The organism is Nostoc sp. (assembly GCF_036917315.1).
GTDB lineage: Bacteria > Cyanobacteriota > Cyanobacteriia > Cyanobacteriales > Nostocaceae > Nostoc.
The window spans coordinates 91,265-117,592 of record NZ_JBALDR010000008.1 but is presented as its reverse complement, the minus strand read 5'-3'; the positions used below and the strand labels follow the sequence as shown (position 1 = coordinate 117,592).

The window sequence follows — 26,328 nt, the reverse complement described above, 5'->3', positions numbered from 1 at the left end:
TTCATAACTCATAACTCTTAACTCCTAACTCTATTCCCCCACACCCTCTCTGGCCCCATCTGGGGGCAAAATGATACTATGAAGAAAGAGTAAATATAAGATAAGAGTTCAAACCAATCATTTAATAAACTGATTGGCTAGTTTTTATCCTGTTTTTGAGGTAATTCTCATTTCACACCCATCCACGACCAAAACGTTTGGGCTGGGTTAAATGTTTATAATCAATGCCAACCCTTTAATTCCCATCCCCCTTGATTCAGTTCTATAACCTGCCATGCTAAAACTTTTGTTGGGCGACCCCAACGCTCGTAAGCTTAAAAAATACCAACCTTCTGTTACTGAAATTAACCTTTTAGAGGAAGAAATTAAGGTTCTTTCCGATGATGAGTTAAAAGGTAAAACCGTCGAATTTAAACAACGGCTCGCTAAAGGCGAAACCCTAGATGACATATTGCCAGAAGCTTACGCCGTTGTCCGGGAAGCAGCACGGCGAGTATTAGGCTTGCGGCATTTTGATGTCCAACTCCTTGGCGGTATCATTTTGCACGTGGGGCAAATTGCTGAGATGAAAACTGGTGAAGGTAAAACACTAGTCGCCACCTTGCCAAGTTACTTAAATGCCCTCACTGGTAAAGGTGTACACGTCATCACCGTGAACGATTACCTCGCTCGTCGGGACGCTGAATGGATGGGACAGGTGCATCGCTTCTTGGGGCTGAGTGTGGGGCTAATTCAGTCAAGCATGACTCCTAGTGAACGCCAGAAAAACTACGACTGCGATATCACTTATGTTACCAACAGTGAGGTCGGCTTCGACTATCTGCGGGATAACATGGCGACATCAATGGCAGATGTGGTACAACGCCCGTTTAATTATTGCGTAATTGACGAGGTGGACTCGATTTTAGTTGATGAGGCGCGGACACCACTGATTATTTCTGGGCAGGTAGAAAGACCTACAGAAAAATATCTGCAAGCCGCTGAAATAGCATTCACACTCAAAAAAGAAGAGCATTACGATGTAGATGAAAAAGCTCGTAACGTTCTATTGACAGATGAAGGGTTTGCAGAATCGGAAAATCTTTTGGGAGTCACAGATTTATTTGACCCAGAAGATCCTTGGGCGCACTTCATTTTCAATGCAATTAAAGCCAAAGAACTTTTCCTCAAGGATGTAAATTACATCGTCCGCAATGGGGAAGTAGTAATTGTGGATGAATTTACTGGTCGGGTGCTAGCCGGACGGCGTTGGAGTGATGGATTACACCAGGCAATTGAAGCGAAAGAACACGTAGAGATTCAGCCAGAAACTCAAACTCTCGCGACAATTACTTACCAAAATATGTTCTTGCTGTATCCAAAGCTCGGTGGAATGACAGGAACGGCAAAAACCGAAGAACCAGAATTTGAAAAAATTTACAAACTCGAAGTTGCGGTAATTCCCACCAACCGCGATCGCAGACGTGAAGATTTGTCTGATATGGTCTTTAAGACAGAAGCAGGTAAGTGGGGGGCGATCGCGAGAGAATGTGCCGAAATGCACGAACTCGGTAGACCTGTATTAGTAGGAACCACTAGTGTAGAAAAATCTGAACTTCTGAGTAGGCTGCTGAAGGAATTGACAATTCCTCACGAATTACTTAACGCCCGACCGGAAAACGTCGAGCGTGAGGCGGAAATTGTCGCCCAAGCTGGACGAAAAGGTGCTGTTACCATTGCTACCAACATGGCGGGTAGAGGTACAGACATCATTCTGGGTGGTAACTCCGAATATATGGCGCGTCTAAAGCTGCGGGAATACTTTATGCCCCGGATCGTCATGCCAGAAGATGAAGATGCCTTTGGCGTGCAAAGAGCAGCCGGATTGCCTACAGGACATGGTGGTGGTCAAGGCTTTGTCCCTGGTAAGAAAGTCAAAACTTGGCGGGCTTCGCCAGAAATTTTTCCCACGCAGTTGACAAAAGAAACAGAAAAACTACTCAAAGATGCAGTAGAAATTGCAGTGCGTGAGTATGGCGATCGCAGTTTACCGGAATTGGAAGCAGAAGACAAGGTAGCTGTGGCGGCAGAAAAAGCTCCTATTGATGACCCTGTAATTCAGAAATTGCGGGAAGCATACAACCGCGTCAAGCAGGAATACGAACAATTTACTACCCGCGAACATGATGAAGTAGTGGGAATTGGTGGTTTGCACGTAATTGGTACAGAACGCCACGAATCACGGCGGATTGATAACCAGTTACGCGGACGTGCAGGAAGACAAGGCGACCCTGGAACCACGAGATTCTTCCTCAGTTTAGAGGATAACCTACTACGGATTTTTGGTGGCGATCGCGTTGCTGGGTTAATGAATGCCTTCCAAGTGGAAGAAGATATGCCCATCGAATCTGGGATGCTTACCCGCAGTTTGGAAGGCGCCCAGAAAAAAGTTGAAACTTACTACTATGACATTCGGAAGCAAGTATTTGAGTATGACGAGGTGATGAATAATCAACGTCGTGCTATTTATGCTGAACGCCGCCGAGTTCTAGAAGGTCAAGATTTGAAAGAACAGGTAATTAAATACGCTGAAAAAACGATGGATGACATCGTTGACTACTACATCAACGTAGACTTGCCCTCGGAAGAGTGGGAGTTAGAAAAGTTGGTTGAGAAAGTCAAAGAATTCGTCTATCTGCTAGCGGATTTACAAGCGAGTCAATTAGAAGATATCACAGTCAGCGAGATTAAAGCCTTCCTCCACGAACAGGTGCGAATTGCTTACGACCTCAAAGAAGCGCAGATTGACCAAGTTCAACCCGGACTGATGCGCCAAGCTGAACGCTTCTTTATCTTGCAACGCATTGATACCCTGTGGCGGGAACACCTGCAACAAATGGATGCCTTGCGCGAATCGGTGGGATTACGTGGTTACGGGCAAAAAGATCCACTGATTGAGTATAAGAGCGAGGGGTATGAATTGTTCTTGGATATGATGGTTAACATTCGTCGGGATGTGGTTTACTCGTTGTTCATGTTCCAGCCGCAGCCGCAGCAGATGGTGCAGCCTTCGTCTGAGATGGTGTAGTAGGGGATATATCACGCAGAGACGCAGAGGTGCAGAGAGTGCTTTTGCGTCTTTGTGTTTTAAGGCATCTCTCAAAAATACTGTGTTTTCAGGAGTTTGCTGAAATGGGTAAGCTAATACTACCAAATCTTCAGGGTAAGCAAATGGGGCAAGTAATAGTTACCCTCACTGTCACGAATCGAATTGATCGAGTTCTGGCACAACGAGGCTTTATTTCTTCGGATGAAGTTCGCTCTTATACTCTGGATGATGTTTTAGTTGATACGGGCGCAACTTTGCTGTGTTTACCTGCTAACATTATTAGTCAACTAGGTTTAGTCCAAGGTGGAGAAGCCCAGGTAGAAACTGCTGCTGGAGTTAAGCAGGGACGAATTTTCCGAGATGTTGAACTTAGTATTGCAGAGCGTCAAGGAACCTTTGATTGTCTGGAACTCACAGAAGTACCTTATGCCCTTTTAGGTGTAACACCAATGGAAGTTTTAGGGTTAAAACCAGACCTTAAAAATCAGAAGTTGCGGATTTTACCGATGAATTCTGAGCAAACTTATCTGAGTGTATTGTAAGCGATCGCTCTAGATTAAATATTAAAAGGGTTGCACGATACGATCGCTTCAGATTAATTAATGAAAAAGCTTTTATTTATCTGTAGCCAGAATAAACTGCGAAGTCCCACTGCCGAGGCTGTATTTTCTGAATATGATGGATTTGAAACAGACTCGGCAGGTTTAGATCGCCATGCCGAAGTACCATTATCAACGGAGGCTATTCAATGGGCTGACATTATCTTTGTGATGGAAAAATCTCATAAAAATAGACTATCCAAAAATTTTCAGCCTTTTTTGAAAGATAAAAAAATTATCTGTTTAGATATACCAGATGACTATGAATATATGGAACCAGCTTTAATTGAGTTGCTAAAACAGAAAGTTTTACCTCTATTAAAAATAAAAAAATGAATATTCAAGAAGCTTTTAATATTGCCGCAGGAGATTACGATAACTTACGTCGTGTTTTAATTCCCTGTTTTGATGACTTTTACAAAACAGCCGTTGAAATCATCCCAGGCGATTGCACTGCACCGCTGAAGGTTCTAGATTTGGGAGCTGGTACTGGACTTTACTCAAGTATGGTTCAGTCCGTTTTCCCGAATGCAGAGTTCACCTTGTTGGACTTAGCCCCTGAAATGTTAGAAAAAGCTAAGTTGAGATTTAGCCAAATGGGTAAATCTCCCAAAATCTTAATTGGTGACTATATTGAGACTGATTTAGGTAGTTCATATAACCTGATAATCTCTGCCTTATCGATTCATCATCTGTCAGATGTTGACAAAGAACTTCTTTATCAACGGATTTATGATGTCCTCAATCCTGGAGGGATATTTGTCAATGCCGATCAAGTTCTCGGCAAAACGCCTGATTTAGAACAACTTTACCGTCAACACTGGTTAGATTCTGTCCGCGCGAAGAATATCTCAGAGGAGGATCTCAAGGCTGCACAGAAACGCATGGAATACGATCGCATGGCAACCCTGGATATTCAACTTAGCTGGTTAGAAGCGGCTGGCTTCCAAAATGTGGATTGCTGGTACAAAAATTTTAGCTTTGCTGTTTTTGGTGGTTATCGACCAAGTATTTAACCGCTATTTTTGCGATCGAGATTCCAGGCAGAGGAAAATGGATTATTTGCCAGAACAGTAGCTATTAATTTCGTTGACTATTGAACTTTCTTCGCTACTACTCTTTTGCAGAGATACTAAAAAGCCCTTTGCTGCTGGTAGATTCTTTTTATCTATGGCTGTTGCTGCATTATTCAATTCCTTGCTGATGTTCTGATAGAGTGTGAGAAAGCGTCCTTGGAAACCTTGCAATTTTTCATCTTTAATTTCCAGTGCTTTCATCTCTTTGGCAAGTGGGTCTATCTTACCAGAAAGTTCAGTTAGAGCTTTGGAACCTTTTGCAGGATTGGGATTTTTCGCGAATTCCTGACCTAGAGTAGATGCCTGATTGGCAACCTTTATGACTTTGTTACATTGAGCAACTTTACTTTCGCCACAACCTGCAAATAATAAAGCGATCGCAGTAGTGACTGAAAGTATAAAATTTTGCTTAAATACGCGTTGCATAGGTTTTATGATCTCCAACTATGTTTAGTGAAAGTTGGACAGTAGAATGGATGATCGGCGAAAATACTTTTTCTAAAAAGAATATATATTTCTGTTTTTAACCTTCTTTCTGCCCTGTTACTTTATACTTCATTTTTTCGATAATGTGTATGTAATTACACGCAAATAACGCAATTTTAAATTAGATAGTCGTGTCGTCCTTTACTCTACCAATTTTGGAATTAATCTCAGTGTGGCAGTCGTATTTTCTGTAACATCCTTTGATTCCCATCATATTCATCCGTCCAACCAGGAACAGGATAACGCCCATCTCCCTGAGCGCGGATGGGGAATTTACCAGGCATCTGGTAGCCAATATTGCCATCAATATCAGCGTAGACTAAATTTTGAGCCGGGACATCATAATTGCTGGCAGCAGTGCGGAATTCCTGCCAGTTTTGAGCGCGATTTATTTGGGGAACGGCATACGCTAGTTTGGAAGGTGCTAGGGCTGTCCAACGTAGGGCTACGGCGTAATTTTGCGGTAATTCTAGCGGCTGATTTGACTTGAATTGCTTTAGATTTGGCGAAACATCAGAGAGAATCGGCCCATGTCGGGTATAGCGCACCGTTTGCACAATCGGCTGACTTCCGGCTACTTGAATCGTCTCTTGCACGAGTTGCATATCAACCCATTTACCATTTACCTCATACTGATTGGAGTTTTTTGGGTTGATTTTCTCAATGTATAAATCCATCACATCAGATTGTACATTGGTGACACCCCAGGCAATGCGATCGCTATGACTGATAATTACCCCAATCATTCCCGCAAAGGAAAAGCCAGAAACGTTGTAGGGACATTCTGCACTCTTCGGTGTGCAGTGCAAACCAACCTCGTACCAGATAGAGGGTATTTGCACACCTAAATGGGGGTCATTCGCCAAGATAGGTTTACCTGTCGTGGTTCGCTGACCAGATATTACCCAGTTGTTCGAGCCAATACCTATTCCCCTGGGCCCAATGAGTTGTTCTAAGGCTATCATCGGCTTAGTAATTGACTCTAAAGCAGGTAATACATCTGGAGAATTGAGAAGTACTTCAACATTCTTGTTCCTCCCTTTCCCTGCTCTTTCTCCTTGCTGTAACTCAGGTAAAATAACTGGCAAGTCTTGAGGGTATGGTGGAAAAAGTTCCTCTACTTGATTAGGAGTAAGAGTTTTGAGCAAAATAGCACGTTCAATTTCGCTCTCGAAATTTCTGCCCAAGTCGTAAGCCATTACCTTACCCCAAGTCAGAGAATGCAGTATTTGCCAAGGTTCTGGCTTATACCCAGGATTGAGAAACTTTAGCACAGTGTATTCTAGACTCAGGGCGCTACCTTGATGCTCTGTCAAATAGGCATTGACACCATCGGCATAAGCTTCCAAGTATGCCTTCATCTCTGCATTAATTTCCTGAATTTCTTGCTGCGCCACCCTCGCCCAACCCATTGTCCGCAGATATTTATCAGTGTCAACTTGAGAAGAACCAAACATTTCTGAGAGTCGCCCAGAACCAATGTGTCGCCAAAAGTCCATTTGCCAAAAGCGTTCTTGGGCGTGGATATAACCTTGCGCCATAAATAAATCGTGGGAGTTGGCAGCATAAATATGGGGAATTCCCCATTTATCGCGCTGGACGCTTACTTCAGCTTTCAGTTCAGGTATTTGAATTGTCCCGCTCTCTTGCGGAAAGGATTGGCGCACGGTGTAGGTAGCAAATCCCACTAACAATAGCCCTAGCACTAACAGGAAAATCAGAGTAATTTTGAGTCTTTTACGTAACCAACCCTTCCTGGAGTTTTTCATTGGAGATTCCCGTGGCATTGTTTAGAAAAGTGCAATCTACCCATTGAAAATACACCTACATGATCTGAATTTCTCACAAGTGGGTGGGGGTGTGGGGAGTGTGGGAGGTGTGGGAAGTGTGGGAAGTGTGGGAGACACTTTAGAAAAACATGCGCCCATTCTCCTCATCCTCCCCACCCACTTGTGAGAAATCGGGGCTGAGTACACTGCTAAAATTTTGTTGTACTTAGCTGCCAGTGGAACAATAGTATCGCTCTCCTATTTTCCAAAGCTGGAGCGCAACCATCAGAAAGATAATGCCTGCGATTGGTGAGACATAACAAAACCATAAAGGCACTAAAAAAGCATCTTCTTTTTCAAGTACTGCAAGTAAAGGAAAATAGCTGACACAAGCAAGCGGTATCAAGAAAGTAAAGAATCGCTGAAACCACTTACTATAAATTGCAAGAGGGTACTGAGCCGTTTCGACTCCTCCATAAGTGAGGATATTCATAATTTCGAGAGATTCAATAGTCCAGAAGGTGATGGTTGCTTGCATAATGACAATGCCAACAAAGAGTGCAACTCCACCAAAAAATGAAGTACCCAAAAGCCATAAAGTTTTAAAAGTTAAAGGGATGTGGAGTGATGAAAGTGACCACGACATAACAACAATTCCTTGAAATAATCTTCCGATTCGTTTCAAAGTAAATTCTTTACCTAAAAGTTGAAGTGCTGTGGTGCGTGGACGAACAAGTAAACGGTCAAAGTCTCCACTTTTAATTATTGTTGTAAATGAGTCAAACCCTTTTCCAAAAGCATCAGCACAGGCGAAAGAAATATTAATTATTCCATAAAATAGAGCAACTTCATTTAAAGTCCACGTACCAATACTATTAAAACGACTAAAAAGTGCCCAAACTCCAAAAAATTCAACAGCAGTTCCTAAAAGCTGCCCTATGACTTGCAGCCAGAAAGAAACTTTGTACTGCATCTGCGACTTGAAAGATACAGAAATATATCGAAGGTAAAGCAAAAAATCATTCATAGTCGCTTTGTAATTTTTATATAAAATAAATTACTTAACCTATCTTCCTACTAAAAAAATTACGAATTACGAATTACGAACTTGTACTGAGCGTAGCCGTAAAGCCTGCGGCATAGCTACGCTTAGGGCGCAGCCTCTCCAAGAGTTGTATTACGAATTATTTACTTATCCGCCTTGAATGACAAGCTTTCTGATCCCATATTTCACAAGGATACGCCCAATAATAACAATGACAACTATCCAGAAAGTTTGATGCAGCAAAACATTAAATAGGGCATTTGGTTGAAGATTACCATTAAAAAGACGAAAAGGTTTGTCAATTAATCCTGAGAAAGGAAGTACATTCAAAAAAGGCTTGCTCCACTCAGGGAAAAGTGGCAACGGAACAATCATGCCAGAGAAGATACTAACAAGAGTAGGTAGAATACTATTAATCCCCTCGCCCGAAATTGTCCACATCATTGATACAGTCAGAAGCATAGTTAATGCAGACGAAAGTAAAATTGCGCCAATAAAAGAGATAAAAAAGGCAACAAAAGAAGCAAAGGAGGGTGGAAAAGAAAGCGACCATTCATCAAGTCCTAAAAGGGGAAAAAGAAAAATTGTGACACTAAGAAGCGGAATGCTACGAAGTATCAGGGGCGTTGTGCGAAGTGCCAAAGCGCGAGTAAACCAAAAATTATAAAGGTCTGTGGGTCGGAGAAGATCGTATCCTACAGCACCAGTTCGGATGAGTTCTTGAATATCTCTATCACCTCCCCAAGGGACAATCGCCATTAGAAACGCCTGTCCCAGCCATACATATCCTACAGTTTCTGGAAAAGTCATCGGTTGAGCAGAGGTTGTATGAGTAAAGAATGCCTGTAAAACCATTACTTTCACTAACCCCCAGAAAAGCTGAGTTCCAATGCCAGCCAAAGCAGCAGCACGGTATTGTAACAGCAGTGTAAATCTAGCAACAAATAGTGACCAATATGCTTTCATGGGATAATTCCGGCTGAAATTGCATAAAGTTCAGCAACTATCTCTTCAATGGGTGGATTTTCTACAAAAAGATCCTCTACTTCGTGTTGCGAGGTAACTTGGCTAATCAAAGACGCAGCAGAAAGCTTTGTGGGATCGAAGGCGAGAGTTACGGTGCGACCTTCTTTAGAGATAATACTGACTCCTTCTTGTTCAAAAAAGAAATCATCGTTTGCTAGGTCGATTCTTAAGTACCGACGCGAAGAAACTTGAGAACGCAGTGCTGCTAAAGTTCCATCACAAAGGATTTCACCTCCACCAATAATAATTATGCGATCGCACAATGCCTCGATATCATCCATATCATGGGTAGTCAGGATGGTGGTTACTTGATGAGTTTTATTTAGCGCTTTGATAAATTTTCTGACTGCAAGTTTGGAAACTGCATCAAGCCCGATGGTGGGTTCATCAAGAAAAAGAATTTCCGGTCTGTGAAGCATTGCGGCTGCAAAGTCACATCGCATCCTTTGACCAAGGCTTAACTGCCTCACCGGAGTGGAGAGAAAGCTTTCAAGACCAAGCAAATCAATCATTTCTTCGCGTGTCTGGCGATACTCCGATTGGGGAACGCGATAAATATCCCGCAGCAAATCGAAAGACTCTATCACTGGCAAATCCCACCAGAGTTGCGTTCTTTGACCAAACACTACACCGATACGATTAACGTGCTTAATTCGATCTTTCCAAGGAGTTCTTCCGCCAATTAGGCATTTTCCACTGGAAGGTACGAGAATACCGCTTAAAATTTTAATCGTGGTCGATTTACCAGCCCCATTTGGGCCAATGTATCCTACAAGTTCTCCCCGTTCCAGGGAAAACGAAACTCCTTTGAGGGCATAAACTTCTCTAGTTTTTCGCTGCACAAGCCCTCGTATTGAACCGAAAAGCCCAGAGGAACGTTCAGACACAAAGAAAGTCTTCCTGAGATTTTCGACCAGAATGTGAGACATATTTGGGCAGGGGGCAGGGGGCAGGGGGCAGGGAGCAAAAAATGGGCTTGGTGGATTAAGAATTGTCTTGGTAGAGGTAGCTGGGGTGAGTAATGTCGGAGCGATCGCTAGGGGAATGAAAAATTTCGAGATATATCATTTAATAATAAGTAAATTGCCAATGCAATACCCATACCAAGAATCACCCTAGAAGTATCAATCTACATTCCAATACAAAGAAATACTCCCTCGGCAAATGCATTGTAGGATTAGCATAAGAAGAGGGAGAAATGAAGTATTATTGCTAATGATTAAAATCTGTTGCGGAACTTCTTAAGTACCCCTAAGTAAATATACTTGATATCTTTCTTCAGCTATCGTGACATCTGGACAAACAGTCAGGATTCAAATACCAACTTATAACCAGTTAGCAGGTTCCAGTTCTAATCGGGCTGTAATTGTCAATTCACATTTTTGACCTGACATCAGACGCGCTTTAATCTGATTTTGTCCAGTCGTGGTCGCGCAGATAGGATTCAAAGTCGCTTGGGGAAGGAAAGTCACGTTTCAACTGCGCTAAATCCGCTCCGTAGCCGACGTTCTCAAACCAGCGATACATCGTGGTTACTTCCTCTCCGACTTGCTGCTCAAATGCTTCAAACGGAATTTGTTGGTAGTTGACAGTTTTACCCAGAACGCGGCTGAATGCGGCAGCAATTTCTGTCATAGTCATATCTACACTTGCGACTTCTTTTTGGCAATTCAAGAATTCTGCGGGACGCTCGAACACAGAAGCGACCATTTTCCCGTAATCTTCTTCGGAAAGTTGTTGCAATTTTGTTTCAGGATTGAGCGGTTGGAGAAGCGTTCCTTGCTCAATCATCGGACGCATCGTGTTGTAATTATAGAAAAAGAAAACTGGACGCATCATCGTGTAGGGCAAACCAAGCGATCGAATGTATTCTTCGACTTGAAACTTGCTGTCGAAATGTGGAATGCCCGTGTTGCGTTCTGCGCTTCCCACTGAACTGTAGACGAAATGCTGAATGCCTGCCGATGAAGCTGCATCTGCGATCGCTTTGCCATCTCGGATCTCGGCTTCTAATCCGCCTTCTTTAAGAAAGGTCTGCAACGAAAAAACGCCATAAGCACCTTCCAAAGCGCGATCAACGGAAGCGCGATCGCTGAAGTCTCCTGTTACGAGTTCTGCCCCCGCTTGTTGGAGTGCTTGGGCGGCAGGCTTGTTTGGATCGCGCACAAAGGCACGCACCTTGAAGTTACCGCGCTTTAAAAGATGACGCGCCACTGCGCCGCCCTGATTGCCCGTGGCTCCGGTGACTAAGATAATTTGTTCTGCTGTTGTTTGCTGTGTCATGTCTGTTTTTTTAATGCTGTTTGTGTATTTGAAATTTATCTTGTCTAAACAGTAGCTTGTGCAGCAAAAGAGAAAAAGTAGTTAAAATTCAAAACAGTTGTGCAAAAAATTCAAAGATGCGTTTCGGTTAATGGACAAGCTGAAAAGCCTGACGATCTTTATCCGCTCTGCTCAATCTGGCAGTTTTTCGGAAGCAGCACGACACTTAGGTATGGCTCCTTCAGCCGTGAGTCGAGCCGTATTGCGCTTGGAAGATGACTTGGGGGTGCGCTTGCTCCAGCGAACAACTCGTAGCTTGACGCTGACCGAAGATGGCAACCGATTTTATCAACGCTGTCAGCAAATTCTCAACGATTTGGAAGAAGCCGAACTCGAAGTCAAACAATCGCAATCAATGCCGCTTGGAACATTGCGGCTCGATCTGAGCTTTGTGTTTGGCAAAATACATATCGCTCCGGCTCTGCTGCAATTTGTCACACAATATCCAAAGCTAAATCTGAATGTTTCTTTTAACGATCGCACCATCGATCTGATTGAGGAAGGTATTGACGCGACAGTGCGGATTGGAATGAGCAGTGATAGCCGTTTAATCATGCACCATCTGGCAACTGCACGCTACATCACTTGTGCCTCGCCGCAGTATCTCGCCCAGTATGGCACGCCTACAACACCCACAGAACTTTTGCAGCATCGCTGTGTCAACTTTATCTATCCACAGACTGGGCGAGAGCCTAAATGGAAGTTTGAACAAGATGGAAAAGCGATTGACCTTTCTGTTGACAGTTATCTGCGATTCGATAATTCAGAAGTCATTTTAGAGGCGGTCATTCAAGGAGCCGGCGTAGTTCAATTTCCCAAATTTATCGCAGCCAAAGCGATCGCGCGTGGAGACCTCCAACCAATTCTTCAATCCTACGCGACCCAAGTTGGATTACCGATCTCCGTGTTGTACCCGCAAAAACGCTATCTCTGTGCTAAAGTTCGTGTCTTTATTGAGTTTATGACAGAATTGACGGGTGCATTAAAGCGAGTTGATGTTGTAGATTGAAAGCTCGAACTAGTGGAAGAACGACTAGCCCAACGGCAAAGATTGCCCTGAACTCTTCAGACCTGACGCAGGCATTCACTTACACAGCTAAAATGATTTTAAGGAAACTCTTCAGCAGAAACACGACGCTGAAAATTAGCCTGTAAGGATTATCTGGTGCGATCGCAGGAGGAAAAAAATGGGCTTGGCTGGATTAAGAATTGTGTTGGTAGAACCAGCTGGGCCGATCAATATCGGCGCGATCGCCAGGGTAATGAAAAATTTCGGTCTATATAATTTAGTATTAGTGAACCCCCAATGCGATCCGCTATCGACGGAAGCTTTGATGATGGCTGTTCACGCTCAAGAAATTATAGAATCTGCGGTATTAGTGCCGACATTACCAGAAGCATTGCATGGATGTGTACGGGCGATCGCTACTACTGGTCGCGTTCGCAGTTTGGAAACACCCTTAGAAAATCCTCGCACTGCACTACCCTGGTTACTGGAGGAACCAGAAAAACCCACAGCCCTGATTTTTGGCAGGGAAGACCGGGGATTAAGCAATGAAGAATTAAATTATGCACAGCGGTTTGTTGGCATTCCCACGAGTCAAGATTATGTCGCCCTGAATTTGGCTACTGCTGTCGCAATTTGTTGTTATGAATTGTCACAATCTGCCCAAAAACTTGACATTCAAACCTTACCTCAAACTGAATTCGCACCTTTGGATGTTGTGGAAGGATACTACCAGCAATTAGAATCAATATTACTGAAAATTGGTTATGTATATCCCCATACGGCAGCTAGTCGTATGGGAAAATTTCGCCAATTGTATAATCGCGCTCACTTGAAAACTGGGGAGGTAGCTATGTTGCGAGGAATTTTGCAGCAGGTAGAATGGGCCCTGAAAAACCAGAGGGATAGTGAAAACTTGTAATTATTCGTTTAATATATACGCAATCATCCCCCCAAAATAATTAATATGGCTTAAACTAAACACAAAAATGCTACTTAGTGGCAAAGTGGAATTTGAGTATTAATATTGCTTAAAGATTAAGTTTGGGGTCAAGAGTCGGCAAGAAAACAGTCAAGTCGGTCACAAGGAGTAACGGTGTCAGAATCAAGTGGCGAACTAACAGCTTTCTCGCGGCGTCAACCCTTAAATCGTCGCCAGCAGCCACAAAAAGTTCAAAAAGTGGTCAAAAAGAGAGTTAAAGCTAACAGTCAGCAGCAAATTACAAATGGCCAAGAAGGGGTACTAACACGCCCAAAAAATCAAATCAGTCCTCCCCCAATCTCTGGCGCTACACGTAAGGTAAAATCGGGGTTAGTCATGCCAACATCAGTAAAACCAATACCTAGTGTCAAGGGAAAAATTCCTCCCTTCCGACCAGGTGCTGTGATGGTTAAAACAGTGCGGATGGAAAAGCCAAAAACAGGCAGACGCTCATCGCGAAAAACCCAGTTAAAGCCAATGGCCAAAACCGTATTGTATGTTTTGCGGTTATTGATTGTGGGTGTTGGGATGGGTGCAATTGTGGGCACGGTGTTGTCAGTATTAGACCCAGCCAATCGCATCAGCACAAATTCGGCGTCGCAATCTAATAATAATGTTACTAATGTGGCGCGATCGCAGCCACAACCTACCCAAACTCCCCCAGCCGCAGCTTCGAGTCTATACCTATCTCAAGAAATTACCTCTTTGAAAAATGCCGTGCAAAATTTGGCGGCTACCAACCCAAATCTTACACCTGGAATTTTCTTAGTAGATTTGGATACTGGTAATTATGTAGATATCAATGCCTCTACCAGTTTTCCGGCAGCTAGTACGATTAAAGTACCGATTTTGATTGCCTTTTTTCAGGATGTGGACGCGGGGAAGATTCGCCTAGATGATATGCTGACCATGCAACAGGATATGGTAGCCGGCGGTTCGGGAGATTTGCAATACAAACCACCAGGAACTCAGTATGCCGCTTTGGAAGTAGTCACTAAAATGATTACAATCAGCGATAACACGGCGACAAATATGCTGATTGCCCGACTGGGAGGAATAGACGCTTTAAACCAGCGTTTCCGTAGTTGGGGATTGACAACCACAACAATTCGTAATCAACTCCCAGATTTGCAAGGGACAAACACCACTAGCCCCAAAGAACTAGGGAATTTGATGGCAATTGTGAGTCAAGGAAATTTAGTCAGTATGCCATCACGCGATCTCATGCTTGATATCTTGCGTCGCACCCAAAAAGACACTCTGCTGCCATCAGGTTTGGGGACAGGTGCAAGAGCATACCATAAAACGGGTGATATCGGCACAATGTTGGCAGATACAGGTTTAATTGTTGTTCCAACTGGCAAGCGCTACATAGCCTCTGTAATGGTACAACGTCCAGCAAACGATCCCCGCGCCGAAAAATTTATTAGCTCAATTTCTCGTGCAGCCTACCAAGAGTTTAGCCAAAATCCTGTCACACCCAACGCCACTACAAACACTGTACCTGCAAATGGTTATCAGCCCCAGGTTGCGAATCCTGCTTTACCTAACGGCGCAACAGGCACTGCGCCCATGAGCATTTATCAGCCTCCTGTTGTCACTCCTGTACCTAATGGGATAGGAAGTACAGTACCCACAAACGGTTATCAATCTCCAGTTATGAATCCCCAGTATTATCCTCAAAGATAATTTGTAATTCGTAATACTCTCAAATATGTAAAACTATTAAGATTTGATGATTTGATTAGGGTCTCAATTACCATTCAAATCTTAAGAGTTCCCAATTCCTAATCCCTAGTTTCAACACCAAACGCAATTTCTTTTGAATACTTATAGTCAATTGAATTGTTCTAACAATGTCTCAACACTAGCATTTCGATCCAAAAAAGAAAATAAATGCCAGTAGCGCAGTTTTCCTTCTTTATCTAATACAAACTGTGCTGGTAAAGGCGCTCCTAGTGCCTGTCCTGCTTGATATGTACGAAATACTCGACAACTAGGATCGCTCAATAGTGGCATTTTTAAGCCTAAATCTTTGACAACTATTTGACTCTGCCTTTCATCGGTACTAGTAATCATTAAAACTTCTATACCGCGATTTTTAAATTGCTCGTAATTTTTATTCAAAGCTTTGATGTGAGGAAAACACAAAGGGCAATATTGCTTTTCGGTAAAAATGCGAGTAAAGGCGAGTAACACAGGTTGTTTGCCTTTATAATCAGACAATCTTACTAAAGTTCCGTTGGTAATATCTGGCAATTGAAAGTCTGGTGTTCCCACTCCCAATCTAAGTTGATTGCTAGCTGGAACTGGTAAAAAGTTGCGGAAGAATCGCTCATTTAATAAGCCACTAAAGTCAGTTGAAGTCAACATATTTTTAACCTTGATTATTTAAATACTATTTTATAAAAAACCACAGATATTTACGCAGGTTGACATTGTTTAATGTGTATCTCTGTTTATCTGTGGTTTTCATTGATTTTGCTTTCAACTCCAAAAGGCTGGATTAGAGTTTTTTAGCTAGCGAAATTTAGACAGCAGAGAAGTAGACTTTAGACTTCACTGGGTCAGGATTCATCGTCTTGTCACCAGGTTGCCAACCAGCTGGGCAAACTTCATCAGGGTGAGACTGAACATACTGAATTGCTTGTAATGTCCGCAGGGTTTCATCAACGCTACGACCAAAAGCTAGATTGTTAATGGTGGCGTGCTGTATGATACCATCTTTATCGATGATGAACAGACCACGCAAGGCAATGCCTGCTGCTGGGTCAAGAACGTTGTAAGCGGCGCTGATCTCTTTCTTGATATCGGAGACTAGAGGATAATTCAGGTCGCCGACGCCACCAGACTTACGATCTGTTTGAATCCAAGCGAGGTGAGAGAATTCACTGTCAACGGAAGCCCCAAGGACTTCAGTATTGATTTTCTTGAATTCTTCGTAGCGATCGCTAAATGCTGTGATTTCAGTAGGACAAACAAAGGTAAAGTCTAATGGGTAGAAAAAGAGAACAACATACTTACCGCGATAATCGGAAAGTTTGATTGTCTTAAATTCCTGATCTACCACAGCCGTTGCTGTGAAATCGGGAGCTTGTTGACCAACGCGGAGGCTTCCTTCGGTTCCGTAAGTAAGGGACATTAACCTAATTCTCCTTTATCGGTTTAGTAGCGTTGGAATTTGGGTCAAGTAAAATTTACCCATCCACGCTCTCACAGTTTAATTACGATCTGTTACGACTATATCATACTCATAACGATTTTGAGTAGCAAATGCCTGATTTAGATACAAGAGAATGGTTGCTTACCAACGGCTTAGGAAGTTTTGCCAGCGGTACAGTTTCTGATGTCCGTACACGCACCTATCATGGTTGGCTGTTTGCCGCCACAAACCCACCTTCTGGAAGGACTCTGCTGTTTTCGCACCTAGAAGCTAGCTTGGAAATATTAGGGCGCGTTGTGGCGTTGGGGACAAATGTTTGGGGTAACGGTCAGATTGAGCGGACAGGCTACGAACAGCTACGCCGTTTTGATATTAACCCAGTTCCTAAATGGACTTGGGGTCAAGATAACTGGCAATTAACCAGACAATTGGTAATGCCCTATGGTTTGGTGGGGGCTGGGGGCTGGGGGCAGGGGGGCGGGGGAGCAGGAGAGCAGGGGAGCAGGGGAGAAGTTGCAGAAAGTTTTTCCCCTCCGCCCCTCTGCCCCTCCGCCCCTCTGCCTCTTATACCCAATGCCCAATTTTGCCATCGAATTTTAATCCAGTATCGCTACGAGGGAACTGAAACAGCGATTTTACGGTTGCGACTGTTGATAGCAGAACGTGACTTTCACCACCAGCAGACTGCTCAAGAATTACAGTTTTCACAATTGCTAGGGGAACAGCAAGTCTGTTTACAAGCAATCAATTCTGGGCGCTTCGGTATACCTTGGCACTTGCGCTGGACACAAGGAAATTATCAACCAGATGCAGTTTGGTATTGGGATTATAGATTGTCTGAGGAGACAAAACGGGGATTAGGCGACAACGAAGACCTCCACAGTCCTGGTTACTTGATAGTCACACTTCAACCAGGAGATACGGTGACTTTAGAAGCACGAGTCGGTTTTCCTGACTCAGTGCCAGGTGTTCTCAGCGTCAAAACCTTCGCAGAAGCTGTGGAGGCAGAGCAAGAAAGGCTCTCACAGATTTTTGGATGGAGAGAGAGGGGCAGAGGGGCAGGGGAGCAGGGGAGCAGGGGAGCAGGGGAGCGGGAGAATAACTACGAATATCCAATGCCCCATACCCCATGTCCAATTCCCAATGCCCAATTCCCAATCTGGCAACAACTACTCAAAGCAAGCGATCAGTTTATCGTCTATCGAGCCTCAATTGCAGGCCCTACGGTCATTGCTGGTTATCATTGGTTTAATGATTGGGGACGCGATACATTAATCGCTTTACCGGGGTTGGCACTAGTTCCACAGCGCTTTGACCTAGCAAAAGGAGTACTGCGAACTTTTGGGCATTATTGTCGCCACGGTTTGATTGCGAATGCATTTCCCGATCTCAATGGCGAACCAATTTATAACAGCATTGATGCGGCATTGTGGTGGATTGAAACTTTAGGACTTTATTTAGAAGCTAGCCAAGACTGGGATTTTTTGGCAGAGCAATTCCCTGTAGTACAGCAAATCTATAAAGCATTTGTCGGTGGTACACATTTCAATATCCAGGTTGATGCTACCGATGGGTTAGTTAGTTGGGATGCTCGTGGTGTAGCTCTCACCTGGATGGATGTGGTAATTGGGGCACACCCCGTCACACCCCGTTACGGGAAGCCCGTGGAAATCAATGCGCTGTGGTATTCTGCTTTATGTTGGCTGAGTCAGTGGGCAGAGCGCCTGAGCCAAATAGAATATGGCTCACCATTGCGTCTCACTAAGCAAGCACTGCGTTATGCTAACCAAGCACAACACGTGAAAACCTCACTGCAAAAATTTTGGAATCCTCAGCTAGGTTATCTGTACGATACTATTGAGCCGGACGATCGCCGGAATTTTCAAATTCGTCCGAATGCCGTTTTGGCACTGTCGCTACACCATTGTGGGTTTCCCGAACAGCAAGGGTGTCAGATATTAGATTTGGCAACTACCAGCTTGCTCACACCTTATGGTCTTCGCAGTCTCGATCCAGGAGATCCCGAATATAAAGGGAAATATGAGGGCAATCAACAGCAACGCGATCGCGCTTATCACCAAGGCACTGTTTGGACTTGGCTAATTGGGCCGTATATTCGGGCTTGGCAACGTTTTTATCCACAACAATCGCTGCCTTTTGATTGGCAACCCTTGCTAGATCACTTTTTCTTTGATGCTTGTCTTGGTTCTATTTCTGAGATTTTTGATGGCGATTCACCTCACACACCCAGAGGAGCGATCGCTCAAGCTTGGTCAGTTGCCGAAGTAATCCGCCACATTAAATAGTTGTAGGCATACAGATGGTCTGGAATAATTATTCTTGATTAATATCTGTTCACAAATTAATGTTGCTAGTTGGAACCTAGAAAAACCTTACTATACAAGCTTTTTATTAATCGATCTGATTATCCAAAAGCGATTAGATATTTTCGATGATTTCACAAATTGAGGCCGCAAAACCAAAGATGTTTATTTTTTTCTGTGAGAAAATATGTGATGATAAAACTCCATGAATAAGATGTAGTATTATTTATAATGACAATGTATTTCAGGTTTCATTTAGATACTCTAGAGGATGAATGATTGACAGCGCCATTACTATTTATAAAGCTGATTTTACATTCCCTGATTATAAAACACATCATATCTTAACGCTAAATAAGCCTAAAGAAGTATAGATATAAATTGAGAAATCAATTAATAAAATAAAGTACAAAAAATCAAGTCCACGTAGGAATAATTGTAAATAAAGTGACTCAACCTAATAACAATACTAACCTTCAAGAGGAAACAGATTTAGGGACTTTCATTGCTCAGGCTACTACTACAGATAAATGGCAAGTATTGTCGTACAATGCTCCAATCCTACCTATACATGCCGCTCTACTTCGTACTGGTAAGATATTCTTTTTCTGTGGCTCAGGTAACGATCCCAATCGGTTAAATACTCCCTATGACAGTGTGGTCTGGGATGTCAAAAAGGGAACCTTTTCCCGGCAAGCGCCTCCATTGGATAGTAACAATCAACCGATGGATCTTTTTTGCGCTGGTCACTCTTTCCGCCCTGATGGTCAGTTACTAGTTGCAGGTGGAACTTTGCGTTATGACCCATTTTATGGTTCACCTTATGCTCTGATGTTCGATCCGATTGCTGAGAAATGGGTCAAGATCCTATCAATGAATAATGGTCGCTGGTATCCTACTGTGTTAACACTAGGCAGCGGTCGAGTCTTAGCAGTGTCTGGGCCGGATAAAGATGGCAAGCTCAATAGACAACCAGAAATTTATTCTGCTTTCTTTCCAAATGGTTGGAAAGCTTTTCCAACAACTAGTGCTTTACCGGCATACGCACATTTGTTTTTACTAAGTAGTGGAAAAATTTTTTATTCAGGTGCCCAGATGGGTGGCACTGGAGTGACACCAAGGATATTAACCCTGCCAGAGACATTTACACAATCCATTACAGAAACAGTGGTGACAGGGCTGCAAGACATAGCTTTTGGCGATCAAGCTGCCAGTCTTCTTTTACCACCCGCACAAGATCAAAAGGTGATGATTCTCGGTGGGGGTAGTGGTAAGACAGCAACAAAGAGGGTAAATATTGTCGATTTAAAAGCTAGTAATCCAACTTACGTAGCAGCAAAGCCTTTAAACTATGCCCGGATGCATCACAGTGCAGTTTTGTTGCCCGATCGCACAGTGTTTGTTTGCAATGGTAGCAAAATGAATGAGGACACAACACAATCAATGCTGCCAGCAGAAATCTACAATCCAGCGACAAATACCTGGACGGTAGTAGCTAAACAAACTATCCCCCGCGTATATCACTCCGTAGCCTTGCTGCTACCAGATGGTAGGGTCGTCACAGCTGGGGGGAACCCTCAACGAAGAGTCAATGAACTGCGATTAGAAATCTACAGTCCTGCATATATGTCGCGATCGCGTCCAGTTATTCAGAGCGCTCCTCAAACTGTTACCTACGGGCAGCAATTTACGATTCAGACACCCCAAGCTGCGAATATTAAGTGGGTTAGTTTTATTAGACCAATGGCAACTACCCATTCCTGCGATACAGAACAAAGGTTAGTGGATGCACCCATTGTTTCTAGAAACGCTACTTCTCTTAAGGTCACGGTCATAAACAATCGAAACATCGCACCCCCAGGCTGGTACATGCTTTTTATTAGTGACAAGAATGGAACACCCTCAGTAGCAACCTGGACGCAAATATATTAGAGGATGTTTGAAAAAGGTTTGCTTGAGCCTCAAGTCTACTCAGGAGCGCGATCTTAAATCCCAAAATTCCGATTCTCTCGTAGCAGTTCTCGGTAGCCAGGGTAGTGAAACACACGCTTGAGGACTTTTCAAACAACCTCTTAGCCTTATCTGTTTATGTTCGCACTGCTACCTAATAAAAGTCATTAATTTTAGGAAGGAAAATATGAATTACAAGGTATCACGCCGACGGTTTGGACAGTTGGCACTTGCTGGAACTCTAGTATCTGGACTTAGTTATCTAACCAAGAAAGCCTTGGCAGAAACACCAAGTTTAAATATTGTAGGTATAGGTTCTAGCCCGATCGTTACTACTGACCAAAGGGTTATTACAGAGGTAAACACCACTGAATTAGTAGAGAACACTGCCCTAAACAGTGTAAGCACAGATATTAAGCCTGTAGGACTAGTTTTGCAATCTTTAATGACAGGAAAAGCTCAGGTACTTACGGATAAAAGTACACCTCTATTAGAGCCTAATGAGATATTGAGTGGTTTTACCTCTTTAAGCGATGGCACACTTGTTGTAGCCATTACTCCGGTTGCGATTAGTCGGAGACAGGCCACACCTACTCGCATTACATTTTTGGGTACACCTGTAAAAACTTTGATAGTCTCAGGACTTAAACCAAATCAACAGCTTGGGAGCTTGCTAGGTACTAATGATGGACGACTCATTGGTCTAGTAGGTAAGAAGAATGGTACACCACCGATCAGATTGGTGGATATTAACCTTCAAACAGGAGAGATAAGTTCTATTAGTAAGGTTAAATTCCTGGACGATGAGAGAGTCAGCAATCTAGCTGAGTGCCCAGATGGAATACTTTATACCTCTATAGTTGGTGCGTATGGTGAGACAACTCTGGTGCAGCTAGATCCAAATCAAAAAAAGCCGATCAGACTAGGACAATTGAAAGTTAATGGTCAAGCATGGAATAATGGCTTACAAAGCTTAGTTTGCTCTACAACAGGTCAACTCCTCGCCTTTGGAGCGATGAGATATGAGACACCTAATGCTGTGTTTATTGTTGATAAGAACAGTGGAAATATGACTCGGCTACAAGACTTTGATACTACTCAGATTACGCGTACTCGTGCTTAGAAGGAATTGAGATCGTATCTCTAGCAAAAAAACTGCCTAGCCCTCATCTTTGTTTGAGGGCTTTTTATTGGCATTGATTGGTGCAGCTTATTATTAAGAATATTTTTGACCGATTTTCTAATTAGTTAACCTGGAAATTCTGATTAATACAGAACAGCAGTAACTTAAACAAATTTATAATAATTTTGAGAGATAGCTTATATCAGGAAAGGTTGCCAAAGTTCAAAACTTACTCATTAGATTCTCCTTTGGAGTACAGCGATCGCCTTTTCGATAGCTAAGAATCTAATGAGAGTGTGTTAGCATAACTAACCGAAAGTATTACTAGTTGTTAATTACGACGGAAATTTCTCTTGCGTTGTTTGTGTCTAGCGACTTCTTTGCGCTTGTGTTTTTCCAAAGGCGTTTCAAAGTGACGATTCTTTCTCATGTCTGGAAAAATACCTGCTTTGGAAACTTCCCTCTTAAATCGGCGTAAGGCTGACTCAATTCCTTCATTTTCGCCCACAAATACTTGGGTCATTTATCATCTCCTACTTAATTGGTACTGGGCAATTTAAGCCATCCAGTAGACCGGAGCGCAAAAAGGGCAGATAATGATTCTGCCCTTTAGACGTTAAAACTTAATTTTTGATCTTAAAGCTTAGTAGCGGGATCTATTGTATCCACCACCACCACCACCGCCGCGGCGATCGCCACCACCACCAAAAGAACCACCTCTATCTTCTTTTGGTTTAGCCTTATTGACTTTGAGGTCGCGTCCCATCCATTCAGCTCCATCAAGAGCGTCAATGGCAGCTGTTTCTTCAGCTTCTGTGCCCATCTCTACAAAGGCAAAGCCGCGTGGACGTCCTGTTTCACGGTCAGTAGGTAACTGAACCCGCTTTACAGTACCGTGTTCGGCAAACACAGAATTGAGGTCATCTTGTGTGACCTCGTAGGATAGATTACCTACATAAATTGACATGCATTATCTCCAAAATCATAGGTGTGTAGAGATTTAGATTTCGGAGGCAAGCTTGTTAAGACCAAAAGGAAAAAGCCTGTCAATACTAAAAACAAAGAATGTAACCGAATTTTATTCTCACTTGATTATCTTAGCACATCATTGAGTTCTTACCCACCGTAACTCAAGATTGGGGATTGGAGATTGGGCACAAAAGGCAGAATTGCAAAGGGGCACAGAGTAAAAACTTACTGCAACTTCTCCTCTGTTTTTGCACTCACTCATACCAATTTTAAAAATGATTGCGACAGATGGATTCACACCAAGCCAGAGGCACCAAGGCAATTCCCAATCCAAAATCTAAAATCGTTCGACTGAACGTAGCCGTACTCCTTCGGAGAAGCAAGCTACGCGTAGCGTTCCGCAGGAAAGTCTAAAATCTAAAATGGTATCATCTCCCCCAGTACAGAGTCTCCTCGTAATATTGATTAGCAGAAATTACCCAAATAATTGCAAAATAAATGCAGTTCGTCATTGTTACTAATTGGAAATGCCGACTACACTTGCTGACGCACAAAATTTACTTTCTGACCTGATCGCTCGCTACTCAGGGCGTGTAGATTATCTGATGATTCGCCTTGAAGAAGCAGAAGGGACTGATATCTTGTTGCGTGGCGACAAGGTAGAAACCCTCAGTGAAGGCATCTCCATTGGTGGTCATATTCGCGCTTGTTATAAAGGCGGATGGGGGTTGAGCTGCTTTAACCAGCTGGCAACAATCAAAGATCGCATAGAAGAAGCGATCGCGGCTGCGCGGATGGTTGGTGATGAAGAAACTTTACTTGCACCCATTGACCCGGTGCAAGCAGTATGCGTTCTACCCCTAAAAGGTACTGACCCCCGAAACATCCCACTCTCGCAGAAAAAACAATTGTGCGATCGCTATGCCCAATTGCTTAAAAGCGTCGATCCCCGAATTACCACTACCTCGGTGCGTTACGGTGACAGCGCCCAAAAAGTCATCATTGCTACTTCCGAAGGTACTTCGATCGAGCAATCTTGGGTGGATATGGAAATGCGCTTTGCCGCCACCGCCAGAAATGGCGAAACCGTACAAACTGGACGGGAAACTAATGGCTCTCGCAAAGGTTACGAAGATTTAACTGGTTTAGATGAACAGGTAAAAGGTGCAGCTCAAAGAGCGATCGCCGCTTTATCTCTACCACCAGTCAAAGGCAATACTTACACTGTAGTCATCGATCCAATTCTCACGGGTTTATTTGTCCACGAAGCCTTCGGACATCTTTCTGAGGCTGATATGGCTTACGAAAACCCCGATATCCTGGAAGTTATGACCATCGGACGGCGGTTTGGCCCAGAAGAACTGCAAATTTTTGATGGTGCGGCTCCAGAGGGACATCGCGGTAGCTATTTTTACGATGATGAAGGCACACCTGCCACTACTACTCAGCTAATTAAAGATGGAGTTTTAGTGGGACGTTTACATTCTCGTGAAACCGCTGGCAAATTGGAGGAAGCGCCTACGGGTAACGCCCGCTGTCTTAACTATCACTTTACTCCCATTGTGCGGATGACAAATACCTGGATTGAACGGGGTAAAACACCAGTTGCAGACTTATTCACCGATATCAAGGAAGGAGTTTATGCCCGTAATTGGTTGGGTGGGATGACAAATGGGGAAATGTTTACCTTTAGTGCTGGGGAAGCGTGGATGATTAGGAACGGCAAAATTGCTGAACCTGTCCGAGATGTAACGCTTTCGGGAAATGTATTCCAAACTTTAGCGGATATTGAGGCACTTGGTGATGATTTTTATTGGGATGAATCTGGCGGTTGTGGTAAGGGAGGGCAAAATGGCTTGTCAGTGGGTTGTGGTGGCCCTAGCCTCCGAATTCGAGATGTAGTGGTTGGCGGAGAAACATGAACTATCCGCTTCAGTCGTAAGAATCATAATCTGCAAAAGAATAGGAATTGGTTTTGCCATAACCTCTGCCAGACGAACAACACAATTGAGTATAGCGATCGCTTTGCACTAATGCTTAACGTGAGCCTCCGTTGGAGGCTCACGTTAATCCTTATTTTAAGGCGAACAACATCCCTCCCAAGTATGAAATTAACTCATAACTCTAGGTAGTAGCGCTAGTAGTTAAAAATAGCTAGTCTAGACAAAGTTGATTCAATATACCCTCTAATTTGATTCATCACACTAATCCTCCGTGGCGCGTGCTGGGGATTTACAGTTAGTCTGGATAGTTGAAAACTATTCATAATCGATTGCTTGCAGACTCACTATTACTGCGCTAACGTAATTCGTAATTAAAGACTATTTCAGACTCTTATTTAGAGCCAAACTGAAATAAAGCCACGTATATATAAAGGCGAATTACACTCAAAAATTACGAATTACGAATTACGAATTACGAATTAGTTAAACGTTCCTTAGCACAGCGACAGATATGAAAGCAGACCAACTCCTGAAAAACTATGCCGCAGGTGTCAGAGACTTTACTGGTGTGAATCTGAGCGAGGCCAATTTAAGGGAAGCCAATCTCAGTGGCGTAATTTTAGATCGAGCAATTTTAGATGGAGCTAATCTGAGTCACGCTAATTTAGCCCACGCCAGTTTGATTGAAGCAGACTTAAATGGAGCAGATTTGAGCAATGCCGATCTCAGTAGTAGCAACTTAAGCGGAGCAATTTTGGATGGAGCTATCTTGGATGGAGCAGATTTGGATGGAGCTAATTTGAGTCATGCTGATTTGACGGTTGCGAAATTGATTGAAACTAATTTGAGTGAGGCGGATTTGCAGGAAGCAAACTTGATTGCGGCGAATCTAGATGGAGCGGATTTAAGTGGTGCAGACTTAACTGTAGCCGACTTATCTCAGGCAAATCTCACTCAAGCAGATTTGAGCCAGACAAATTTGAGCGGAGCCAATTTGGATGGAGCCAATATAGAAGGAACTATTTTGGATGAGAATGTTTAATCTCATTTTCCTACAGAGCAAGGGTTCTGGGTTGCTGAATCAATACATAAACCAAAACAGTACCTTGGAACACCAAGATTAAAACTCGAAACTTGAGCTTCATTTTATGTTTGTTTGATTACTTAACTAAACCCGGAGAACCTCACACGCCAGATGCTCTACTTGGCGAGACCCCAGACGTTCGCAGACTCGCTATCGCTCTTGGAATCTCCTCTTGTCCCAAAGAGAGAGGCTAGCGCTAAGGGGGAAGACCGCGATGGTTCCCTTAATTTCCTCTCCGCAGGTGCGACAGCTTACACACAAGTTTTTTAGAGTTGCAATGCCATTGTTTCGACTGACAATGCGATTATTTCGACTGACAATGCGATTGTTTCGACTAACAATGCGATTGTTTCGGTTAAGAGACTTCCAGTTA

General features: G+C 43.3%; 22 protein-coding genes. 12 read left to right on the top strand and 10 right to left on the bottom strand.

Going from position 1 to position 26,328, the window contains the following annotated elements; translation table 11 throughout:
* Positions 1-274 precede the first annotated feature (274 nt).
* From secA to V7K84_RS03980, 4 genes are all read left to right on the top strand, one after another.
* Positions 275-3,067 (top strand): preprotein translocase subunit SecA, encoded by a 2,793-nt coding sequence (gene secA, locus V7K84_RS03995; RefSeq protein ID WP_334836566.1) that lies wholly within the window; start codon positions 275-277, stop codon positions 3,065-3,067.
* 104 nt (positions 3,068-3,171) lie between these two features.
* The gene (locus V7K84_RS03990) at positions 3,172-3,630 is read left to right on the top strand and encodes an aspartyl protease family protein (RefSeq protein ID WP_334836565.1); all 459 of its coding nucleotides are present in this window, start codon (positions 3,172-3,174) and stop codon (positions 3,628-3,630) included.
* A 60-nt stretch (positions 3,631-3,690) separates the two neighbouring features.
* Positions 3,691-4,023 (top strand): low molecular weight protein tyrosine phosphatase family protein, encoded by a 333-nt coding sequence (locus V7K84_RS03985; RefSeq protein ID WP_334836564.1) that lies wholly within the window; start codon positions 3,691-3,693, stop codon positions 4,021-4,023.
* Positions 4,020-4,703 (top strand): class I SAM-dependent methyltransferase, encoded by a 684-nt coding sequence (locus V7K84_RS03980; protein ID WP_334836563.1) that lies wholly within the window; start codon positions 4,020-4,022, stop codon positions 4,701-4,703. The genes V7K84_RS03985 and V7K84_RS03980 overlap by 4 nt, the downstream gene beginning before the upstream one ends.
* 42 nt (positions 4,704-4,745) lie before the next feature.
* Here V7K84_RS03980 and V7K84_RS03975 read toward each other — a convergent pair whose 3' ends face one another.
* The 6 genes from V7K84_RS03975 to V7K84_RS03950 all read right to left on the bottom strand — a co-directional run bounded on the left by V7K84_RS03975 (position 4,746) and on the right by V7K84_RS03950 (position 11,372).
* Positions 4,746-5,189: a hypothetical protein gene (locus tag V7K84_RS03975; RefSeq protein WP_334836562.1), complete on the bottom strand. Its 444-nt coding sequence runs from the start codon at positions 5,187-5,189 to the stop codon at positions 4,746-4,748.
* 227 nt (positions 5,190-5,416) lie between these two features.
* The gene (locus tag V7K84_RS03970) at positions 5,417-7,018 is read right to left on the bottom strand and encodes a penicillin acylase family protein (protein ID WP_442940923.1); all 1,602 of its coding nucleotides are present in this window, start codon (positions 7,016-7,018) and stop codon (positions 5,417-5,419) included.
* A 226-nt stretch (positions 7,019-7,244) separates the two neighbouring features.
* Positions 7,245-8,045, bottom strand: coding sequence for an ABC transporter permease (locus V7K84_RS03965; protein WP_334836561.1), 801 nt, complete (start codon positions 8,043-8,045; stop codon positions 7,245-7,247).
* A 165-nt stretch (positions 8,046-8,210) separates the two neighbouring features.
* Positions 8,211-9,029, bottom strand: coding sequence for an ABC transporter permease (locus V7K84_RS03960; protein WP_334836560.1), 819 nt, complete (start codon positions 9,027-9,029; stop codon positions 8,211-8,213).
* Positions 9,026-9,976, bottom strand: coding sequence for an ABC transporter ATP-binding protein (locus tag V7K84_RS03955; protein ID WP_334836559.1), 951 nt, complete (start codon positions 9,974-9,976; stop codon positions 9,026-9,028). The genes V7K84_RS03960 and V7K84_RS03955 overlap by 4 nt, the downstream gene beginning before the upstream one ends.
* Before the next feature lie 517 nt (positions 9,977-10,493).
* Positions 10,494-11,372 carry an NmrA/HSCARG family protein gene (locus tag V7K84_RS03950; protein ID WP_334836558.1) on the bottom strand — a complete coding sequence of 293 codons (879 nt, stop codon included), beginning with the start codon at positions 11,370-11,372 and terminating at the stop codon, positions 10,494-10,496.
* 130 nt (positions 11,373-11,502) lie between these two features.
* Here V7K84_RS03950 and V7K84_RS03945 point away from each other — a divergent pair, with 130 nt between their 5' ends.
* From V7K84_RS03945 to V7K84_RS03935, 3 genes are all read left to right on the top strand, one after another.
* Positions 11,503-12,420, top strand: a complete 918-nt coding sequence (locus V7K84_RS03945) for a LysR family transcriptional regulator (protein WP_334836557.1) — start codon at positions 11,503-11,505, stop codon at positions 12,418-12,420.
* 178 nt (positions 12,421-12,598) lie between these two features.
* Complete coding sequence (locus V7K84_RS03940; RefSeq protein WP_334836556.1) at positions 12,599-13,339, top strand: RNA methyltransferase; 741 nt, start codon at positions 12,599-12,601, stop codon at positions 13,337-13,339.
* 174 nt (positions 13,340-13,513) lie between these two features.
* A complete protein-coding gene (locus V7K84_RS03935; RefSeq protein ID WP_334836555.1) occupies positions 13,514-15,088 on the top strand; it encodes a serine hydrolase in 1,575 nt (524 codons plus the stop codon).
* Between the two features lie 147 nt (positions 15,089-15,235).
* Here V7K84_RS03935 and V7K84_RS03930 read toward each other — a convergent pair whose 3' ends face one another.
* Positions 15,236-15,772 carry a peroxiredoxin family protein gene (locus V7K84_RS03930; RefSeq protein ID WP_334836554.1) on the bottom strand — a complete coding sequence of 179 codons (537 nt, stop codon included), beginning with the start codon at positions 15,770-15,772 and terminating at the stop codon, positions 15,236-15,238.
* Between the two features lie 157 nt (positions 15,773-15,929).
* Entirely contained in the window at positions 15,930-16,541 is a 612-nt protein-coding gene (locus V7K84_RS03925) for a peroxiredoxin (protein WP_069068387.1), read from the bottom strand.
* A 131-nt stretch (positions 16,542-16,672) separates the two neighbouring features.
* On the opposite strand from V7K84_RS03925, the gene V7K84_RS03920 reads away from it, so the two are divergent.
* The 3 genes from V7K84_RS03920 (at position 16,673) to V7K84_RS03910 (ending at position 21,959) form a co-directional block, all read left to right on the top strand.
* Complete coding sequence (locus tag V7K84_RS03920) at positions 16,673-18,868, top strand: amylo-alpha-1,6-glucosidase (RefSeq protein WP_334836553.1); 2,196 nt, start codon at positions 16,673-16,675, stop codon at positions 18,866-18,868.
* Between the two features lie 465 nt (positions 18,869-19,333).
* Positions 19,334-20,818, top strand: coding sequence for a galactose oxidase-like domain-containing protein (locus V7K84_RS03915; RefSeq protein ID WP_334836552.1), 1,485 nt, complete (start codon positions 19,334-19,336; stop codon positions 20,816-20,818).
* A 205-nt stretch (positions 20,819-21,023) separates the two neighbouring features.
* Positions 21,024-21,959, top strand: coding sequence for a hypothetical protein (locus V7K84_RS03910; protein ID WP_334836551.1), 936 nt, complete (start codon positions 21,024-21,026; stop codon positions 21,957-21,959).
* A 331-nt stretch (positions 21,960-22,290) separates the two neighbouring features.
* On the opposite strand, the gene rpsU is transcribed toward V7K84_RS03910, so the two are convergent.
* Both rpsU and V7K84_RS03900 read right to left on the bottom strand, forming a co-directional pair.
* Positions 22,291-22,482, bottom strand: coding sequence for a 30S ribosomal protein S21 (gene rpsU, locus V7K84_RS03905; protein ID WP_069073774.1), 192 nt, complete (start codon positions 22,480-22,482; stop codon positions 22,291-22,293).
* A gap of 120 nt (positions 22,483-22,602) precedes the next feature.
* Complete coding sequence (locus V7K84_RS03900) at positions 22,603-22,926, bottom strand: RNA recognition motif domain-containing protein (protein WP_094350164.1); 324 nt, start codon at positions 22,924-22,926, stop codon at positions 22,603-22,605.
* Positions 22,927-23,455: 529 nt separating this feature from the next.
* Here V7K84_RS03900 and V7K84_RS03895 point away from each other — a divergent pair.
* Together V7K84_RS03895 and V7K84_RS03890 are read left to right on the top strand one after the other, a co-directional pair.
* Positions 23,456-24,850 carry a TldD/PmbA family protein gene (locus tag V7K84_RS03895; protein ID WP_334836550.1) on the top strand — a complete coding sequence of 465 codons (1,395 nt, stop codon included), beginning with the start codon at positions 23,456-23,458 and terminating at the stop codon, positions 24,848-24,850.
* Between the two features lie 532 nt (positions 24,851-25,382).
* Entirely contained in the window at positions 25,383-25,913 is a 531-nt protein-coding gene (locus V7K84_RS03890) for a pentapeptide repeat-containing protein (protein WP_334836549.1), read from the top strand.
* The last annotated feature ends 415 nt before the right edge of the window (positions 25,914-26,328 follow it).

Coding starts and splice junctions, on each gene's coding strand:
- secA (WP_334836566.1), top strand. CDS start 275: ATGCTAAAACTTTTGTTGGGCGACCCCAACGCTCGTAAGCTTAAAAAA.
- V7K84_RS03990 (WP_334836565.1), top strand. CDS start 3,172: ATGGGTAAGCTAATACTACCAAATCTTCAGGGTAAGCAAATGGGGCAA.
- V7K84_RS03985 (WP_334836564.1), top strand. CDS start 3,691: ATGAAAAAGCTTTTATTTATCTGTAGCCAGAATAAACTGCGAAGTCCC.
- V7K84_RS03980 (WP_334836563.1), top strand. CDS start 4,020: ATGAATATTCAAGAAGCTTTTAATATTGCCGCAGGAGATTACGATAAC.
- V7K84_RS03975 (WP_334836562.1), bottom strand. CDS start 5,189: ATGCAACGCGTATTTAAGCAAAATTTTATACTTTCAGTCACTACTGCG.
- V7K84_RS03970 (WP_442940923.1), bottom strand. CDS start 7,018: ATGAAAAACTCCAGGAAGGGTTGGTTACGTAAAAGACTCAAAATTACT.
- V7K84_RS03965 (WP_334836561.1), bottom strand. CDS start 8,045: ATGAATGATTTTTTGCTTTACCTTCGATATATTTCTGTATCTTTCAAG.
- V7K84_RS03960 (WP_334836560.1), bottom strand. CDS start 9,029: ATGAAAGCATATTGGTCACTATTTGTTGCTAGATTTACACTGCTGTTA.
- V7K84_RS03950 (WP_334836558.1), bottom strand. CDS start 11,372: ATGACACAGCAAACAACAGCAGAACAAATTATCTTAGTCACCGGAGCC.
- V7K84_RS03945 (WP_334836557.1), top strand. CDS start 11,503: ATGGACAAGCTGAAAAGCCTGACGATCTTTATCCGCTCTGCTCAATCT.
- V7K84_RS03940 (WP_334836556.1), top strand. CDS start 12,599: ATGGGCTTGGCTGGATTAAGAATTGTGTTGGTAGAACCAGCTGGGCCG.
- V7K84_RS03930 (WP_334836554.1), bottom strand. CDS start 15,772: ATGTTGACTTCAACTGACTTTAGTGGCTTATTAAATGAGCGATTCTTC.
- V7K84_RS03925 (WP_069068387.1), bottom strand. CDS start 16,541: ATGTCCCTTACTTACGGAACCGAAGGAAGCCTCCGCGTTGGTCAACAA.
- V7K84_RS03920 (WP_334836553.1), top strand. CDS start 16,673: ATGCCTGATTTAGATACAAGAGAATGGTTGCTTACCAACGGCTTAGGA.
- V7K84_RS03910 (WP_334836551.1), top strand. CDS start 21,024: ATGAATTACAAGGTATCACGCCGACGGTTTGGACAGTTGGCACTTGCT.
- rpsU (WP_069073774.1), bottom strand. CDS start 22,482: ATGACCCAAGTATTTGTGGGCGAAAATGAAGGAATTGAGTCAGCCTTA.
- V7K84_RS03900 (WP_094350164.1), bottom strand. CDS start 22,926: ATGTCAATTTATGTAGGTAATCTATCCTACGAGGTCACACAAGATGAC.
- V7K84_RS03895 (WP_334836550.1), top strand. CDS start 23,456: ATGCCGACTACACTTGCTGACGCACAAAATTTACTTTCTGACCTGATC.
- V7K84_RS03890 (WP_334836549.1), top strand. CDS start 25,383: ATGAAAGCAGACCAACTCCTGAAAAACTATGCCGCAGGTGTCAGAGAC.